Annotated in this window: 17 protein-coding genes; 13 read left to right on the forward strand and 4 right to left on the reverse strand. The window is 69.9% G+C overall.

What is annotated here, in order from left to right; genetic code table 11:
• Both VHD82_RS25060 and VHD82_RS25065 read left to right on the forward strand, forming a co-directional pair.
• A partial coding sequence (locus VHD82_RS25060; protein ID WP_325708724.1) for a hypothetical protein occupies nucleotides 1–323 on the forward strand: 323 nt, incomplete at its 5' end.
• Nucleotides 320–1,096, forward strand: coding sequence for a hypothetical protein (locus tag VHD82_RS25065; RefSeq protein ID WP_325708727.1), 777 nt, complete (start codon nucleotides 320–322; stop codon nucleotides 1,094–1,096). The genes VHD82_RS25060 and VHD82_RS25065, both read left to right, overlap by 4 nt.
• 19 nt (nucleotides 1,097–1,115) lie before the next feature.
• Here VHD82_RS25065 and VHD82_RS25070 read toward each other — a convergent pair whose 3' ends face one another.
• The 4 genes from VHD82_RS25070 to VHD82_RS25085 are packed head-to-tail and all read right to left on the reverse strand — an operon-like array spanning nucleotide 1,116 to nucleotide 4,982.
• Nucleotides 1,116–2,057 carry a tat pathway signal sequence gene (locus VHD82_RS25070; RefSeq protein WP_325708730.1) on the reverse strand — a complete coding sequence of 314 codons (942 nt, stop codon included), beginning with the start codon at nucleotides 2,055–2,057 and terminating at the stop codon, nucleotides 1,116–1,118.
• A 50-nt stretch (nucleotides 2,058–2,107) separates the two neighbouring features.
• Nucleotides 2,108–2,545 carry a PaaI family thioesterase gene (locus tag VHD82_RS25075; RefSeq protein ID WP_325708733.1) on the reverse strand — a complete coding sequence of 146 codons (438 nt, stop codon included), beginning with the start codon at nucleotides 2,543–2,545 and terminating at the stop codon, nucleotides 2,108–2,110.
• Nucleotides 2,542–3,726: a cytochrome P450 gene (locus tag VHD82_RS25080; RefSeq protein ID WP_325708736.1), complete on the reverse strand. Its 1,185-nt coding sequence runs from the start codon at nucleotides 3,724–3,726 to the stop codon at nucleotides 2,542–2,544. The genes VHD82_RS25075 and VHD82_RS25080 overlap by 4 nt, the downstream gene beginning before the upstream one ends.
• Nucleotides 3,723–4,982 (reverse strand): cytochrome P450, encoded by a 1,260-nt coding sequence (locus tag VHD82_RS25085; protein ID WP_325708739.1) that lies wholly within the window; start codon nucleotides 4,980–4,982, stop codon nucleotides 3,723–3,725. Before VHD82_RS25085 ends, VHD82_RS25080 begins: the two co-directional genes overlap by 4 nt.
• A gap of 171 nt (nucleotides 4,983–5,153) precedes the next feature.
• Between VHD82_RS25085 and VHD82_RS25090 the strand changes: the two genes are divergently transcribed.
• From VHD82_RS25090 to VHD82_RS25140, 11 genes are all read left to right on the forward strand, one after another.
• Complete coding sequence (locus VHD82_RS25090) at nucleotides 5,154–6,422, forward strand: FAD-dependent oxidoreductase (protein ID WP_325708742.1); 1,269 nt, start codon at nucleotides 5,154–5,156, stop codon at nucleotides 6,420–6,422.
• Between the two features lie 5 nt (nucleotides 6,423–6,427).
• Entirely contained in the window at nucleotides 6,428–8,008 is a 1,581-nt protein-coding gene (locus VHD82_RS25095; protein ID WP_325708744.1) for an AMP-binding protein, read from the forward strand.
• Nucleotides 8,005–8,820: a ferritin-like domain-containing protein gene (locus VHD82_RS25100; protein ID WP_325708746.1), complete on the forward strand. Its 816-nt coding sequence runs from the start codon at nucleotides 8,005–8,007 to the stop codon at nucleotides 8,818–8,820. Before VHD82_RS25095 ends, VHD82_RS25100 begins: the two co-directional genes overlap by 4 nt.
• Complete coding sequence (locus tag VHD82_RS25105) at nucleotides 8,817–9,233, forward strand: PaaI family thioesterase (RefSeq protein ID WP_325708749.1); 417 nt, start codon at nucleotides 8,817–8,819, stop codon at nucleotides 9,231–9,233. The genes VHD82_RS25100 and VHD82_RS25105 overlap by 4 nt, the downstream gene beginning before the upstream one ends.
• Nucleotides 9,230–9,490, forward strand: a complete 261-nt coding sequence (locus VHD82_RS25110; protein ID WP_325708752.1) for an acyl carrier protein — start codon at nucleotides 9,230–9,232, stop codon at nucleotides 9,488–9,490. The genes VHD82_RS25105 and VHD82_RS25110 overlap by 4 nt, the downstream gene beginning before the upstream one ends.
• A complete protein-coding gene (locus tag VHD82_RS25115; RefSeq protein WP_325708755.1) occupies nucleotides 9,487–10,287 on the forward strand; it encodes an SAM-dependent methyltransferase in 801 nt (266 codons plus the stop codon). Before VHD82_RS25110 ends, VHD82_RS25115 begins: the two co-directional genes overlap by 4 nt.
• Nucleotides 10,287–11,132 carry an acyl-ACP desaturase gene (locus VHD82_RS25120; RefSeq protein WP_325708758.1) on the forward strand — a complete coding sequence of 282 codons (846 nt, stop codon included), beginning with the start codon at nucleotides 10,287–10,289 and terminating at the stop codon, nucleotides 11,130–11,132. The genes VHD82_RS25115 and VHD82_RS25120 overlap by 1 nt, the downstream gene beginning before the upstream one ends.
• Before the next feature lie 181 nt (nucleotides 11,133–11,313).
• Nucleotides 11,314–12,255 (forward strand): LysR family transcriptional regulator, encoded by a 942-nt coding sequence (locus tag VHD82_RS25125; protein WP_325708761.1) that lies wholly within the window; start codon nucleotides 11,314–11,316, stop codon nucleotides 12,253–12,255.
• Between the two features lie 70 nt (nucleotides 12,256–12,325).
• Nucleotides 12,326–13,819 (forward strand): AMP-dependent synthetase/ligase, encoded by a 1,494-nt coding sequence (locus VHD82_RS25130; protein WP_325708764.1) that lies wholly within the window; start codon nucleotides 12,326–12,328, stop codon nucleotides 13,817–13,819.
• 232 nt (nucleotides 13,820–14,051) lie between these two features.
• Nucleotides 14,052–15,287, forward strand: coding sequence for an NAD(P)/FAD-dependent oxidoreductase (locus tag VHD82_RS25135; RefSeq protein ID WP_325708767.1), 1,236 nt, complete (start codon nucleotides 14,052–14,054; stop codon nucleotides 15,285–15,287).
• Between the two features lie 5 nt (nucleotides 15,288–15,292).
• Nucleotides 15,293–15,889, forward strand: coding sequence for an SGNH/GDSL hydrolase family protein (locus VHD82_RS25140; RefSeq protein ID WP_325708770.1), 597 nt, complete (start codon nucleotides 15,293–15,295; stop codon nucleotides 15,887–15,889).
• Nucleotides 15,890–15,900 lie beyond the last annotated feature (11 nt).

Genomic DNA, 15,900 nt, shown 5'->3' on the forward strand with positions numbered 1-15,900 from the left:
TCAGTGACCCCAGTGGCCTGATCATCCAGATCGACGGGCACCCCGCCTGGAAGGCCGGCGACGCTGCCTACAACGCCGCCGTCTCGAGCAACTGGGCGAACAGCTTCGCGAACAATCCCAACGCTACTGTAAACCGTGCCAACGGCAGCACCTATCACACCAAAGCCTATTGGAGCGATGTCGCGCGAGGAAGAATTCCCGCTTCGCGCGCATTTGCCAATCCCCAGCAACAGTTGCTCGATGACATCCTCGCCCCGCCTGAACACCTGGCGAACTTTAGCCCGCTTGCGTTTCAGTGTCGACGCGCGGGAGGATCGCGATGAGTTCCGAAGTTCGGGCCGGTCCGGTCCCGGTGCGCAGTCTGGCGGCGCTCGGCACGGACCTCGTGGACGCCGGGCGGCCGGATGCCGCCTTCCAGGCCTTCGCCGAGGCGTTTCAGGCGGCGCCGATCCGTCCACTGTGGCCGGTCGAGTTGCGGACCGCGTTGTGGGACCTGGTCGCGTTGCTCGCGGACGGGACGGTCGACGCGGGTGTCCGCTTCGCTGTCCACACCGGACTTCGCGAGTCGCTGGAGGACCTGCGTTTCGAGGACTCCGGCGACCGAGTGCTCTGTCAGGTCGCCATCGGACTCACCACGTTGTCCACCATGGACCCGGCTCGCGGCCTGGCCGCCGCGGACGCCCTGACCGAGATCGACGAACCCGAACCGGCGCTGGAAGCCGTGGTCCTGCTCGCGTCCGCGTTGATCCGGCAACGCCTTGGCCGTCGGGCGCCCGAACTGCGCGAAGTGAAACAGAAGATGCTGCGCCTGTGGGCCGGCCCGCGCGGCTGGCGCCGCCTGCTGGTGCGGACGATGCTCGCCACTGCCGTCGAGGACCATCGGGAAGGCCGGGCGCCGGCACTGAACTCGGCCGGCGAAGCGGTCGGCCACGCCCGGCACTTGCACGGGGAGTTCCGCACGGTCCTCCTCCCGGAAGCGCTGCACGTCCTGAGCGTCGTACCGGGCGACCTGGGCCGCCACCGCGAAGCCACCGTGGCCGAAATCCGCGCCATCGAGGCGGGCCACGCGTTCGACCCGATCCGGGTCCGCCGATGACGGAACCACCTCAGCGGCGTCAGGGGAAGCGGCCGGCGAACAGGAGCTCGGCGACGTGGCTGTCGGTGGCGCGCCCGTCCTCCTCACCACCGTGGCCGCGGAGCTCGTTCATGACCGTGAGGGTGTAGCGCTGGCCGGGGCCTGCCCAGCCGACGGTGTTCATCACCCAGCCGTCGTCCTCCGGCCCCCAGCCGTCCTTGTTGCCGGGGTTCGCCGCGGGACCGGCCGCCCACACACCCCACTGCTGGTCCGCGTCGACGTCGGAAAGCTGGTCGACGATGTACTGCCGGGTGTCGGCCGGAAGCTTGTCGAGCACGTAGTTGACCAGGCGGTCGAGGTCGTCCGGGGTGCACTTCTGGAAGCCCCAGTACGGGAACGTGCTGGTGTAACCGCGCTGCGGCACCAGCGAGGTCATCCCGTATTCGCCGAAGTCCCGGTTGAACGCCTTGTGGTCCGCGCCCGAGTACTTCGACCACAGCGCGTCGGCGGCGGCGTCGTCCGAGCTGTGCAGCATCTTCTGGATCAGGCCGCGATCGGCCGAGGTGAGACTGATCTTGCCGGCCCGGTCCCGGAGGAAGAGGTCCACGGTCATCGCCAGCTTGATCGTCGACTCGGTCCACATCGCGGTGTCCGTCGCGCCGGTCCGCCACACCGCGCCGGTCCGCCGATCACGCACCACCACGCCGGCGACGCCGGGCCGGCCCTTGAGGTAGGCCGCCACGGCCGCGAACCGCTGCTGGAAGTCGCAGTCGAAACCGGCTGCGGGGGTCGCGCAGGCCGGTTGGGACCGAGGGGTTTCGCTCGCCGACGTGGTCGGCTCGGTCGTCGGCCCTGTCGTCACCGGCGAGGAGGTGGCCGGCGCGCCCGCGGTGGTCGCCGTCCCACATCCGGTGACCACGCACAGCAGGGCGACCAGGATCGCCCCGGCGGCGTGCCGTCTCGGTCTCCTCGGTCGAATCATCCGTGGCAGGCTAACCGATGGCCGCCCGGGCTTCGATATCCGACCGCGGCTCAGCCCAGCGCCTGGATCAGGCAGGTGCAGGTGCCGTGCGCGACGAGTTTGCCCGCCGCGTTGTGGATGTGCGCCTGCGCGGTCGCCGTCCGCCTGCCGACGTGGATGGTGGTCGCCTCGCAGCGCAGTTCCGCGTCGTCCAGTGCGACCGGCCGGACGAAGTTGGCCTTCAGCTCCAGTGTCGTGTACAGGGTCTGGTCCGGCAGCTGCGTGAAGATCGCGCTCCCCATCGCGGTGTCCATCAACGTGGACAGCACGCCGCCGTGCACGGTGAGCATCGCGTTCGCCTGCGCCAGGCTCGGTTTCAGGGTGTACACCGTGCGCCCGTCGCCCAGCTCCGCGCACATCACGCCGAGTGAGTGCCCGACGCCGATGCCTTCGGTGAGCCCCTTGGTGAGCAGGGCCTGCAGTTCCTCGATCCGTTTGCTGACGGTCACGGTTTCCTCCGCAGGGAGACGGGCAGGGTGGCCAGGCCCCGCATCGAAACACTGGGCCGGTAAACGGGTTCCTCGGTGAGCACGGTGAATTCCGTGCGGGTGCAAAGACGTTCGAAGGTGAGCGCGCTCTCCAGCCGGGCCATCGGGGCGCCGAGGCAGAAGTGCGGGCCGTGGCTGAAGGCGAGTTGCCGGTGCTTCGCGTCGGCGAAGCGGGTCAGGTCGAGCCTGTCGGGGTCGTCGAACGCTTCCGGGTCACGGTTGGCGGAACCGAGCAGCAGCACGACGCCGGTGCCGCGGGGCAGCTTCTTCCCGGCGAACTCGAGGTCATCCATCGCCGTCCGGGTGGGGAACGGGACGGGCGTGTCGAACCGCAGCAGCTCCTCGACGGCCAGCTCCGGGTTGTCGGCCAGTATCGCCCGCTGGTCCGGATTCCGGTGCAGGGCAAGGACTCCGCCGGAGATCAGGTTCATCGTGGTCTCGTGCCCGGCGATCAGCAGCAGCACCCCGATGTCGATGATCTCCTGCACGGTCAGCCGGTCGCCGCTTTCGGAGACCGCGACCAGCCCGCTCAGCAGATCGTCCGCGGGGTTGTCGCGGCGGTAGGCGATCAGCTCGGTGAAATAGCCCGCGAAGTCGTCGACGGCGATCTCCCGCGCTGCCTTCTCCGCGTCGCTGAGGACGGCGTCCGGGTCGAGGCCGCGGCTGATGTCGCGGGTCCATTCGCCGAAGGTCTCCCGGTCGGCGACCGGAACGCCGAGCAGTTCGCAGATCGTGGTCAGTGGCACCGGGAAAGCCAGCGCCCGCACCAGGTCCACCTCGCCGGCTTCCAGCGCGTCGTCGAGCAGGCCGTCCACGATCTCGGTCACCCGGGGCCGCAACGCCGCGACCGCGCGCATCGTGAACGCCTTGGCCACCAGTGACCGCAGCCTGCCGTGTTCCGGCGGGTCCAGCAGCAGGAACGAGCCCGGCAACCGGGACGGGTCCACGCCGGGGCGGAACGGGTTGATGCCCGCGGTGTAGCCGTGACCCCAGGCGGGGTCGGCGAGGATCGCGGCGCAGTCGGCGTAGCGCGGCACGAGGTGGATGCCGAAGCCCGTCTCGTGCAGGGGCGCCGTCTCGCGCAGCTCGCGGTAGGCGACGAACGGGTTGGCACGCAAGGAAGGATCGAAGACGTCGATCATCGCAGTGCCTCGAATCGCACGGGCAGCTCCGCGAGCCCGCGCACGATCAGGTTCGCCTTGTACGGCGGCTCCTCGGTCAGCGGGGTCATCGCGCCGGCCCGGCCGAGCAGCTCGTGCAGCAGCACTTCCATCTCCAGCGCGGCCAGCGGCGCGCCGAGGCAGTAATGGATGCCGAGGCTGAACGCGAGATGCCGGGGCGGGGGCGTGGTGCGGTCGTGGTAGCGGGCGACGTCGAGGCGCTCGGGATCGGTGAACGCCAGCGGATCCCGGTTCGCGGCGTTGATCAGCACGACCACCCCGTCGCCGGGCGAGAACTCGTGCCCCGCCAAGGTGATCGGCTCCTTCGCGGACCGGGTGGTCATCTGGACCGGTGGCTCGTACCGCAGCAGCTCGTCCACCGCGCTGGGCACGTACTCCGGGTGCGCGCGCAGCCGTTCGAACTCACCCGGCTGCCGCATCAGCGCGAGCAGGCCGCTGCCCACGAGGTTCACCGTGGTCTCGTGCCCGGCGACCAGCGTCGTCACGCACGTGGTGAGCAGTTCGGTCTCGGTGAGCACGTCCCCGCGGTCCTCGACCGCGGCCAGCGCGCTGAGCAGGTCGTGCTCCGGGCGCGCGCGGCGCAGGTCGATCAGCTCCCGGAAGTACCGCATGAACTCGCGCGACGCGGCACTGCGTTCGGCGTGCGCCTCGGGGGTCATCAGCACGTCGGGGTCGAACCCGCGCGCCAGGTCCTGCGACCACTTCTGCACCATGCGGTGGTCGTCGGCCGGCACCCCGATCAGCTCGCACACGATGGTCAGCGGCAGCGGGTAGGCCATCAGGTCGATCAGGTCGAACTCGCGTGCCTCCAGTGCGGCGCCGACGAGCTCCTTGCACAGCTGCTCGACCCTGGGCCGCAGCTGCGCGACGGTGCGCGGGGTGAACGCCTTGGACACCAGGGTGCGCAGCCGGGTGTGGTCAGGCGGGTCCATCCAGAGGAACGAGGTGGGCAGCTCCTCGGCGGCTTCCTCGGCCGAGATGCTGGGGTGCAGCTGGCCTGCCTCGTCGGCGTGGCTCCACGCGTTGCTCTGCAGCACGGCCGCACAGTCCGCGTACCGGGTCAGCAGGTGCAGCCCGAGCGGCGTGCGGTGCACCGGACCGGCTTCCCGCAGCGTGCGCGCCGGGGTATAGGGATCGGGGCGGTTCAGGAACAGGTCCGCCATCGCCGTTTCGGTCGGCACAGTGTCCACAGTGGAGTCATCTCCCTCGCTCGACACCGGAGCACTCTGCTCGCGTCCGGTGAACGGCCGCTGAATCGCCGCTGACGTTTGCCCGACCCCGCCCCGATGCCAATGGGCCGATAGGTACTCGCCGGATTCCCTTGCCCCGCAACGGAACACTGCCCAAGAGTGGGACACGTCCGCCCCGCCGCAGAAAGGTGAGGACCCATGCGTCAGGCCGTCGTGCTCGGCGCGAGCATCGCCGGGCTGCTCTCGGCCCGGGTGCTCGCGGACGCCTTCGACCGCGTGCTGATCATCGAACGTGACGAGCCCGGCGGGCTCACGCCCCGCCGGGGCGTGCCGCAGGCCCGGCATCTGCACGGGCTCATGGAACGTGGCAGGCAGATCATCGAGGAACTCTTCCCCGGGTTCACCGCCGAGCTCGCCGAGGCGGGTGCGCCGACCACCGAGGTGCTGCGCGAATCCCGTTGGTACCTCTCGGGTTTACGCGTCCGCCCGACCGATACGGGGCTGACCACCCTGCTCGCCGGCCGCCCGATGCTGGAGAACGGCATCCTCACCAGGACGCTCGCGCTGCCCGGGGTGGAGCTGTGGCACCGCACGGCCGTCGGGCTGAGCGGTGGCAGCCGGATCACCGGGGTGCGCCTGGCCGACGGCGGGGAAGTGGCGGCCGACCTGGTGGTGGACGCCACCGGACGCGGCTCGCGCGCCGCCGACTGGCTGGCCGGACTCGGCCACGAGCGTCCCGCCGAGGAGCGCGTCGACGTGGATCTCGGCTACTCGTCGCGGATGTACCGCCGCAAGCCCGAGCATCTCGACGGCGACCTGGCCGTGGTCGTCTCCACCATGCCGGGCTTCCGCGGCGGGGGAGCGATCACGCTCGAGGGCGACCGCTGGCATGTCACCCTCGCCGGGATGCTGGGCGATCACCCGCCGACGGACCCCGCGGAGTTCGAGCGGTTCGCCGCCACCCTGCCGGTGCCCGACGTGCACGAGATCGTGCGCGCGGCCGAGCCGCTGGACGACCCGGTGCCACATCGCTTCACTGGTTCACTGCGCCGCCGTTACGACCGGATTTCCACGCCACCACAGGGTTTCCTCGTCCTCGGCGACGCCGTGTGCAGCTTCAACCCGCTCTACGCACAGGGCATGACGGTGGCCGGGCAGCAGGCGCTGGCACTGCGCTCGTGCCTGCCCGATCCCGACCCCGCGCGCTTCTACCGGGAGGCCGCCGGCGCCATCGACATCGCCTGGCAGCTGTCCACCGGCTCCGACCTGCGGTACCCCGGCGTGGAAGGCCCGCGCTCGCTGCGGAGCCGGATCGTGGGCGCCTACTCGGCCAGGGCGCAGGTCGCCGCGCACCACGACGCCGCGGTGGCCCGCACGTTCATGCGCACCGCGAACCTGACCATCCCCCCGACTTCCCTGCTCGCCCCGGGTATCGCGGTCCGGGTGCTGCGCGCGGGGCGGAGGTGACAGCCGTGACCCTGCCCGCCCGATTCGACGAAGCCGCCGCCCGCAACCCGGCGCAGCGCATCTCCTTTCCCAGCGAGGACGAACAGCTCACCTACGCCGAACTGGCCGACACGTCACGCCGGATGGCCGCCGGCCTCGCCGCCGCCGGAGCGCGGGAGGGCAGTGTGGTCGGGGTACTCGCCCCGAACGGAACCGCCTTCCTGCAAGGAGTTCTCGCCGCCGGGCGACTCGGCGCGGCGGCCTGCCCGTTGCCGCTGCCGATGGGAATGCGAGACCTCGAAGGCTACCTTCGCCGCACACAGGCCATTGTGGACACTGTGGGCATGACCGAACTGGTGACGGTGCCGAAGCTGACGCCGGTCACCGACAACCTCACCGGTCCGCGGGTGCTCGACGCGGAAACACTGACGCGCCACGAAACCACCCCGCTGCTCGCCGCCACCCCGGGCCACACCGCAGTCCTGCAGTTCACGTCCGGCAGCACGGCCGCCCCGAAGGGCGTCGTGCTCACGCATCAAAACGTCTTGTCCTGCGCGGAATCCATCACCGCCGCGATCCGGATCACCGGCGCCGACTCCTGGGGCAGCTGGCTGCCGTTGTTCCACGACATGGGCCTGTTCGGCACGGTCACCGGGCTGCTCAACGGGATCCCGGTCACCGTGTGGTCCCCGGCCACCTTCGTGAAAAGCCCCGCCGGCTGGCTCTCCGAGTTCCTCGCCACCGGCGCCACGATCTGCGCGATGCCGAACTTCGGCTACGACTACCTGCTCAGCACCGTCCCGGCGGAGCGCGAGCTGGACATGACGCACTGGCGGATCGCGTTCAACGGCGCCGAGTCGATCTCCGTCGATTCGGTCCGCGCGTTCCTCGATCGCTTCGCCCGCGCTGGTTTCCGGCCCGAAGCGATGACACCCGCGTACGGCATGGCCGAGGCGACCCTGGTGGCCACGCTGCCGCCGCTGGGCCGCCCGCCGGTCTACGACTGGGTGGATCGCGCGGCGCTCGCCGCCACCGGGAAAGCGCTTCCCGCCGAAGGTCCTGGTGCCAAGGGAATCGTCGGTCTCGGCCGCGCGGTTCCCGGGATGCACGTGCGGATCGCCGGTGGTGCGCCGGACGGGGAGGTGGGGGAGATCGAGGTGACCGGTGCCGCGGTGACCAGCGGCTACCTCGGCCGGTCCGGGGGGCCGTTCACCGAAGACGGCTGGCTGCGTACCGGCGATCTCGGCTACCTGCGCGACGGGGAGCTGTACTTCACCGGCCGCAGCAAGGAAATGATCACCGTCCGCGGCGAGAACGTGTACCCGCTGGACGTGGAGGCCGTCGCACGGGACGTCGAAGGCGTCTACAAAGGACGGTGTGTCGCCTTCGTCGACGACGAGAAGATCGTGCTGTGCGCGGAAACCCGGCTCAAGGACGACGAGGACCGGCGGCGGCTGACCGCGGCGCTGGCCGCGAGCTGCCGCACCGAACTGGGCCTGCACGGGCTGGCCGTGCGGCTGGTCCCGGCGCGCACGATCCCCAGGACCACCAGTGGCAAGCTCCAGCGGCTGGGTATGCGGGAGCGCTACCGAACGGAGACGGCATGACGCGGGCACCGGACATGGAGCAGATGCACAGCCTCGATGTCTTCCGGCACTACGACAAGAACCACTGGCGGCTCGCCACCCTCCCGCTCGGCGAGGTGGACACGACGCTCGTAAGGCCGGAGTACGTGACCCTGGTCAAGAGCGCGGTGATGGGTGAGTCCAACGTGATCGCCGCGGTGCACGGCTTCCTCAACGAGTTCGCCGACGACTACGACTTTTCGGCCTTCGCGGTGATCTGGGGTTACCAGGAGGTCCAGCACCACTACGCCTTCACGTCCTGGCTGCAGGCCGTGGGCGAGAAGGTGGACAACCGCGCCGTCGCCGCGATGCGCGCGCCGTACGACCCGGGCAGCACGCCCTCGGCCACGCTGGCCACGAACATCATCTCCGAGCTGACGGTCAACCACGTTTACCGCGCGGTGTCGGCCTGGGTCGACGAGCCGGTGCTCAAGGACCTGCTGTCGCGGGCGAGCCGCGACGAAGCCGGGCACGCGCGCGAGTTCCGGCACTTCGCGGCGAAGCGGCTCGAAGCGCACCCGGAGGAGATCCCGTCCGTGCTGGAAACCCTGTACTTCTACACCTCCGACGAGCGGATCAAGCATCCCGTCGGGGTGTTCAAGACCGGTCTCGACGAGCTCGCCGAGACCGAGACCATCGACACCGGGTTCGACCTGTTCCTCGACACCGTCGCCGGCACCGGCGAGCTGGACGAGCTGCAGCACAAGATCCGGCGCACCTTCGGCTCGCTCACCGGGCACGACCTGTCCTCCAACCGCGCGGTCCGCCGTGCGCTGGCGACGGCGCTCGGATGACCGCGACGCTGCCGTGGGCGGGCACCGGGCACCACTGCTTCGGCTGCTCCCCGCGCAACCCGAGTGGCCTGCGGCTGGAGTTCACCGACACTGGCGACGCACTGGCCGCGGAATTCCGGCTGGACCACCATTTCGAGTCCTATCCCGGCGTCGTGCACGGCGGCATCCTCGCCGTGATCTGCGACGAGACGATGGGCAACCTGATCGTGCTGCGACTCGGCGTCCCGGCACTGACCACGTCGATGCGGATGCGCTACGTCGGCGTGGTCCGGGTCGGCCGCGGCTACCGCTGCGTCGCCCGCGCCACCGCCGGCGGCGAGCTCGTGCGGGCGAGCGCCGAAATCCTTGATGCCCGCGGGGAGATCGTGGGCACCGCGACAGCCACCTACAAACCCCAGAGGAGCGCGGCATGACCGCTGACGTGAGCACACTGGCCGAAACCGTGACCGGGATCGTCGCCGCCGAGCTGGGCCGCACCCCCGGCTCGCTGCGCCCCGACACCGACCTGCGCGGCGTCGAGGGCGCCGACTCGATCAAGGTGCTGCGGATGGTCGCCAAGATCGAGCAGGCCTACGACATCGAGCTGGAGGACGACGAGATCTTCGGGCTCACCACGATCGACGACGTGCTCGCGGTCGTCGGCCGGGCGCTGGCCAGGGAACAGGGATGACCGCCGCCACCAACCAGCACTACGACCGGGACCCGGACGTCTTCGCCCGGTTCCTCGACCCGTTGCGCAAATACTCCGCGGGGCTGTTCGACTCCGACACCACCAGCCTCGAACAGGCGCAGCGGCGCAAACTGTCCTTCGTGGCCGGGCAGCTGCGGCTGCTGGGTGGCGAACGGATCCTGGACGTCGGCTGCGGCTGGGGCTCCCTGCTGCTGTTCATGGCGCAGGAGTACGGCTGCCGCACGCACGGGGTCAGCCCCGCGGGCAGGCAGCACGAGTTCATCGCGGGCCGGGTCGCGGAGCTGGGCCTGCAGCGGCTGGTCACGACCGAGGTCGCCGAGTTCGAGACGTACGAGCCGGAGGCGGGCGCGTACGACGCGGTGACGCTGCTCGGTTCCGTCGTGCACCTGCCCCGCCTGGACGAGGTGTTCGCCAAGATCCGCCGGGCGCTGCGCCGCGGCGGGATGCTGTATCTGTCGGAAAGCTGCTTCCGCAGTCACCAGATCCGCGCCGCCTGCGACGATCGCCCGGGCACCGAGTTCGTGCGGCACAGCGTGTTCGGCTCCGGCGACCTGCGGCCGCTGTCGGAGCTGGTGGCCGGGGCCGAGTCGGCGGGCCTGTCGATCCGGGCCGTGCACGACCTCACCGACGACTACCGGCGCACCATCGAATGCTGGCTGGCGAACCTCGACGGCGTGCCCGGCGCCGGGGATCTGGTGCGGTACCTGGAGATCGCCAACGCCGGCTGGGGCTACACCACCAAGCACTACGCCCTCGTGTGCGCGAAGGCCCGCTGATGCCGCCCCGCGCGGCCGCCGGGCTGCTCAGCACGGGAGACATGGCCGGTGCCGTGACCAGGTACTTCGCCGGTGCGGCGCACGCCAGGCCGTGGCACGTGGAGACGGCGACGGACTGGGCGCGGGCGGACGCGAACAGGCTCACCGAAGGCCAGCGTTCGGCGGTGGAGTTCATCACCGTGATCGAGGACCACCTGCCGGGCTATTTCGCGCTCTACACCGAGAACTTCCCCGTCGACGGCTCGGTGGACCCCGAGCTGTACGAGCACAACCGGGCGCTGTATCACTTCACCGTCCGCTGGGCGGCGGAGGAGGACACGCACGCCAGGGCGCTGGCCCGCTACCAGGCGGCCTCGGGCCTGCGGGACGAGGCGGCGGTGCGCACCGCGCTGATCGAACCGGGGCAGGCGCGGTTCGAGCTGCCGTTCGACCATCCGGTCCAGTTCTTCGCGTACGCGCTGGTGCAGGAGAAGGCCACCCAGATCTACTACCAGCAGCTGCGCGCGGTCGCAGGTGATCCCGTCCTCGGCGAGCTGCTGACCAGGCTTTCCCGCGACGAGGCCCGCCATTTCACGTTCATGGCCGACGTGGTCACCGCGTACCTGCGGACCCACGGCGACGACGTGCTCGACCCGATCCGCGCGGTGATCGCCGAATTCCGGATGCCGCTGGCCGACACGCTGCGGGGCTACTGGCGGTGGGCGCTCAAGATCGCCGACGCGGCCCGGTACGACCACACCGACGCCTACGAACACCTGGTCAAGGTGCTCAACCGGGCCGTCGACGCGCCCGGTGAACGACTCGGCGAGCTGATCACGTTCGTCGAGTCGTGCCGGAGCATCTGACCTTCGCGCTGGACCGGCGTTTTTGGCGGTGGCGCCGGTGCTGTGGTGCCGGAGGTGGCCCGGGGACGGCCAACACGCCGGGCGGAGGCCGCGAAGGTGTTCTCGGAGCCTGCAACGGAGGTTCACCGGGTGTTCTCCGGCATGGACGAGGCTGGGCCGGGAAGCCCTGCGGAGGTCGTTCATGGAGTTCAGACACCTGGTTTCGTTCCTCGCCATTGCCGAAGAACTGCACTTCGGACGTGCGGCAGCGCGGCTGCACCTGACACAGCCCTCGCTCAGCCAGCAGCTGCAACGGCTGGAACGGACACTGGGGGTCGAACTGGTCGCCCGCACCTCGCACGAGGTCCGGCTCACCTCGGCGGGCCGTGCCTTCGAGGTGGAGGCGCGGGCGATCGTCGCGCAGATGGAGAAGGCCGCGTACTCGGCGCGGGAAGCCGCGGCCGGGCGCACCGGCACGGTCCGCGTCGGCTACAACTTCCCGGCCGGGCAACACATCCTGCCCGCCACCCTGGCCAGGATGCACGCCGAGTTCCCGGACGTGACGGTCAAACTGGAGGAAAAGCGCACCGGCCCGCAGCTGAGCTCGCTGGCCGACCGGGCGCTGGACATCGCGCTGGTCTACGGCCGTCCGGTCACCGCGGACTTCCGCTACCGGCGGCTGCTGCGGCTGCCGATGGTCGCCGTGGTCGGGCCGAACCACAAGTGGGCAGGCCGCCCCGGCGTGCCCTTCGCGGAGCTGAGCCGCCAGCCGTGCATCCTGTTCGACCGTGAGCAGTGCCCGGCGATGTACGACTCGATCCTGTCCGCGGCCGAGCGCACCGGCATCCGGCTCAGCGTCGCGCACGTGATCGACGATCCCGGCGCCACCGCGATCCTGGTGTCGGTGAAACCGTTGGTGGGCTTCGCTTCCGCGTCCCGGGGCATGTTCGCCGGCGCGGCCGCCGGTGGCGTGCGGCCGGTGCCGGTCCAGCTGTACGACCCGGTACCGACCATCGACCTGTACGCGGTGTGGCGGGACGAGGAATCCGACCGGCTGCAGGAGGCGTTCCTCGACTGCCTCGAGGCGGTCGGCCCGTTCCAGAGCCCGCAGCCCGCCAAGGCCGAACCGAATCCCACGCGATAGGCGATACCAACCGCGCATTCACCAAATACGCATTGCCGTCGCGGGCCGGTAGCGCGAAGAATTGTTTTCCGTGAAGACTTCATTTCCCGGAAAAGGCCGGGAGCTCACCGAAGACCGGGGCCTGCATTCGGTGCTGGCCGAAGGAGATCCGGAAGGCCCGCTGTTCGTTCTCGGCGACCGTGACGTCACTCGAGGAGAATTCACCGCGCACGTGGAATCGGCGGCAGGTGAACTGCTACGGCGCGGGGTGCGCCACGGCGACCGGGTCGCGATCTTGGGCCGCACCGGCTACGACTGGGCGGTGCTCGACTTCGCCACGCTGGCGATCGGCGCCGTCACCGTCCCGGTGTACCCGACGTCGTCGGCGCACCAGATCCAGCACGTGCTGAACGACTCCGGCGCGGACTGGTTCTTCGCCGAAACCGCCGAGGACGCCGAAAGGCTCGGCGTCGCTGGGGTGTCCTTGTTCGGCGAACTGGACGGCTGGCGCGAGCCGCCGGGCGCGGAGTTCGCGGAGCGGCGCGACAGCGTGCGTGCCGGCGATCTCGCGACGATCGTGTACACCAGCGGCACCACCGGGCCGCCCAAGGGCTGCATGCTCACGCACGCGAACATGTACGCGTCGTCGGCGAACACCGTGTGGCGTACGGAATCCCTGTTCGAGGGCACCACCGCGCTGGCACTGCCGCTGTCGCACGTGTTCGGCCGGACGATCCTGCTGGCCTGCGTGATCGGCGGCACCCGCACCCGCCTGCTGCCCGGGATTCCCGAGTTGCTGGGCGAAATCGGGACACTGCGGCCGACGTTCCTCGCGCTCGTGCCGTACGCGCTGGAAAAAATCCGCAAACTCGGGCTGAACTCCTTCGGCCCGCTCACCCACGTCATCTGTGGCGGCGCCTCGCTGGACGACACGACCGTCGCCTACTACGGCGATTCCGGTGTCTCCATCCTGAACTGCTACGGGCTCACCGAAGCCGCGACGGCGGTGACTGTGAACGCGCCGTCCACCAACCGCCCCGGCACGGTCGGCAGGCCGATTCCCGGTACCACGGTGGGAATCGCGGACGACGGCGAAGTGCTGGTGTCCGGTCCGAACGTCTCGCCGGGGTACTGGCCGGGGCCCGGAGCCCAACCGCCGGGCTGGCTGCACACCGGCGATCTCGGCCACCTCGACGAGCACGGGTATCTGACCATCACCGGTCGCCGTAAGGAAATTCTCGTGACCAGCGGGGGAAAGAACGTGGCGCCCGCGCCGCTGGAGGACCGCATCCGGTTGCACCCGCTGGTCAGCAACTGCATGGTACTCGGTGACGGCCGGTCTTACGTCACCGCATTGATCACAGTGGACAGTACTCTGCCGGCCGAGGATCCTGTGCTGCTCAAGGAGATCCAGTCCGCGGTCGACGCCGCCAACGAACTGGTCTCGCGTGCCGAGTCGATCCGGAAGTTTCGCGTGGTACAAGGGGATTTCACCATCGCGGGCGGGCATCTGACCCCCTCGATGAAGCTCCGCCGCGCCGCCATCGAACACACCTGGGCCGAGGACATCGCCGCACTCTACTGACCCCGGCCTGCCGCCGGGAATTGCGATGGGCAATCGGGCCATCGGTATGCACCGGCACGCGTTGACCGTAATTACGTCGTAGCCGGAGAATTGTTTCGTACAGTGCCGATGGTTTCCGAGCCGGCCGGCAGCCACGGCAAATCGGCCGAACGCAGGTCGGCTGCCGGTTGGCGGGGTCGGCCTACTCGAGGTCGGCTTGGAGACTACCGCGTGTGACGGGAGCCTGAATTCCATGTATGACGTAATCGTCGTCGGTGCGCGCTGCGCCGGATCGCCACTGGCCATGCTGCTGGCCCGGCGCGGGCACCGGGTGCTCGTGCTCGACCGCGCGAACTTCCCCAGCGACACCGTGTCCACGCACTATCTGCACCAGGCCGGGCTCTCCCGGCTCCAGGACTGGGGCCTGCTCGACCGGGTCGTCGCCACGGGCGTCACGCCCATCCGCGAACTCAACTTCACCTACACCGGCATCGACATCCGCGGCTTCGCCGACCCGATCGACGGCATCGAGACCGTCTACTGCCCGCGCCGCACCGTGCTCGACGCGATACTCGTTGACGCCGCACGCGAGGCGGGTGCCGAGGTGATCGAGCGGTTCACGGTGTCGGACCTCGTGTTCGACGAAGGCCGCGTGGTCGGCGTGCGTGGCAAGGAGGCCGACGGGCGGGAGCTGGAGTTCCGCGCGCAGGTCGTCGTCGGCGCGGACGGCGCGAACTCGGTGGTGGCCAGGACGGTCGCCGCCGAGACCTACCGGCACGAGCCCGCCGCCGGGTTCATCTACTACTCCTACTTCAGCGGCCTGGACTGGGGCATGCACCACCGCACCGGGTTCGGCGAGCAGCAGTTCGGCACCTGGCCCACCAACGACGGGCTGAACCTGCTGGCGATCATCCGGCCGCGCGAGCGGTTCTCGGAGTTCCGCGCCGATCCGGAACGGCACTTCCAGGACATCTTCGACGAGATCGACCCGGAGATGGGCGAGCAGCTGCGGGACCTGGGCAAGCGCGAGGAACCCTTCCGCCCCATGCGATACCCGGACAACTACTACCGCCGCTCATCCGGTCCGGGCTGGGCGCTGGTCGGCGACGCCGGCTACCACAAGGACCCGTTCACCGGCTGGGGCATCACCGACGCGTTCAAATACGGCGAGGTGCTGGCGGCGAAACTGCACAGCGCGCTGTCCGGTGAAGTCGCGATGGAGGAAGCGCTGGCGGAGTACGAGAAGATCCGCGACGCCGAGAGCGCGGGCACGTTCAAGCTCACCTGCAGCCTCGCCGGGCTGAAGCTGAGCCCGTACTACGCGGCCGTGTTCGGCGCGACCAGCAAGAGCCCTTCCTACACCAGGAAGTTCTTCGGGCTCATCGCCGGCGGCTACCACGGCGAGGAGTTCTTCGCCCCGCACAACCTGGAGCAGCTCTACGACGAGGTGGGCGTGCCGCGGGCCCAGCGCATTCTCACCGAGGGGTGATTCCGATGCCGACGATCAGGCTGACCGTGCTCGGCGACAGTTTCGTCGAGGGCCGGGGCGACCCGGCGCCCGGCGGGGGTTACCACGGCTGGGTGCCGCGGTTCGCGGGCCTGCTGGGCCTGGCGGGCACCGCGGTGCGCAACCTCGGGACCTACCAGGCGACGACCTCCGACGTGATCAAGGCGCAGCTGCCGAGGGCGCTGGCGGGCAAACCGCCGCTGATCGGCGTGATCGCCGGGGTGAACGACCTCGTGCAGGACTACGACGCGGCGCGTTTCCGGCGCAACCTGCACACCGTTTTCGGCTCGCTGAGCGGGATGGATACCACCGTGTTCACGGCGGGATACCCGGACATCCCGGGGAATCTCCCGGTGCCGGACGGGTTCCGGCGGCTGCTGCGCGCCCGCTTCGCCGAGGCCAACGAGGCGCTGGCAGACGTCTGCGCGCTGACCGGGACGCTCCGGCTGGAGATCGACACGGACCCGGAGTGGACGGATCCGGCGATGTGGTCGGCCGACGGCCTGCACCCGAGCCCGTTGGGACACCGGCGTTTCGCCGAATCCATGGCCGACCAAGTCGCCGCGCTGGCGATGGCCGCCTGAGTTTTCACCGA

This window comes from Amycolatopsis sp. (genome assembly GCF_035546795.1).
In the GTDB taxonomy this organism is placed as follows: domain Bacteria; phylum Actinomycetota; class Actinomycetes; order Mycobacteriales; family Pseudonocardiaceae; genus Amycolatopsis_E.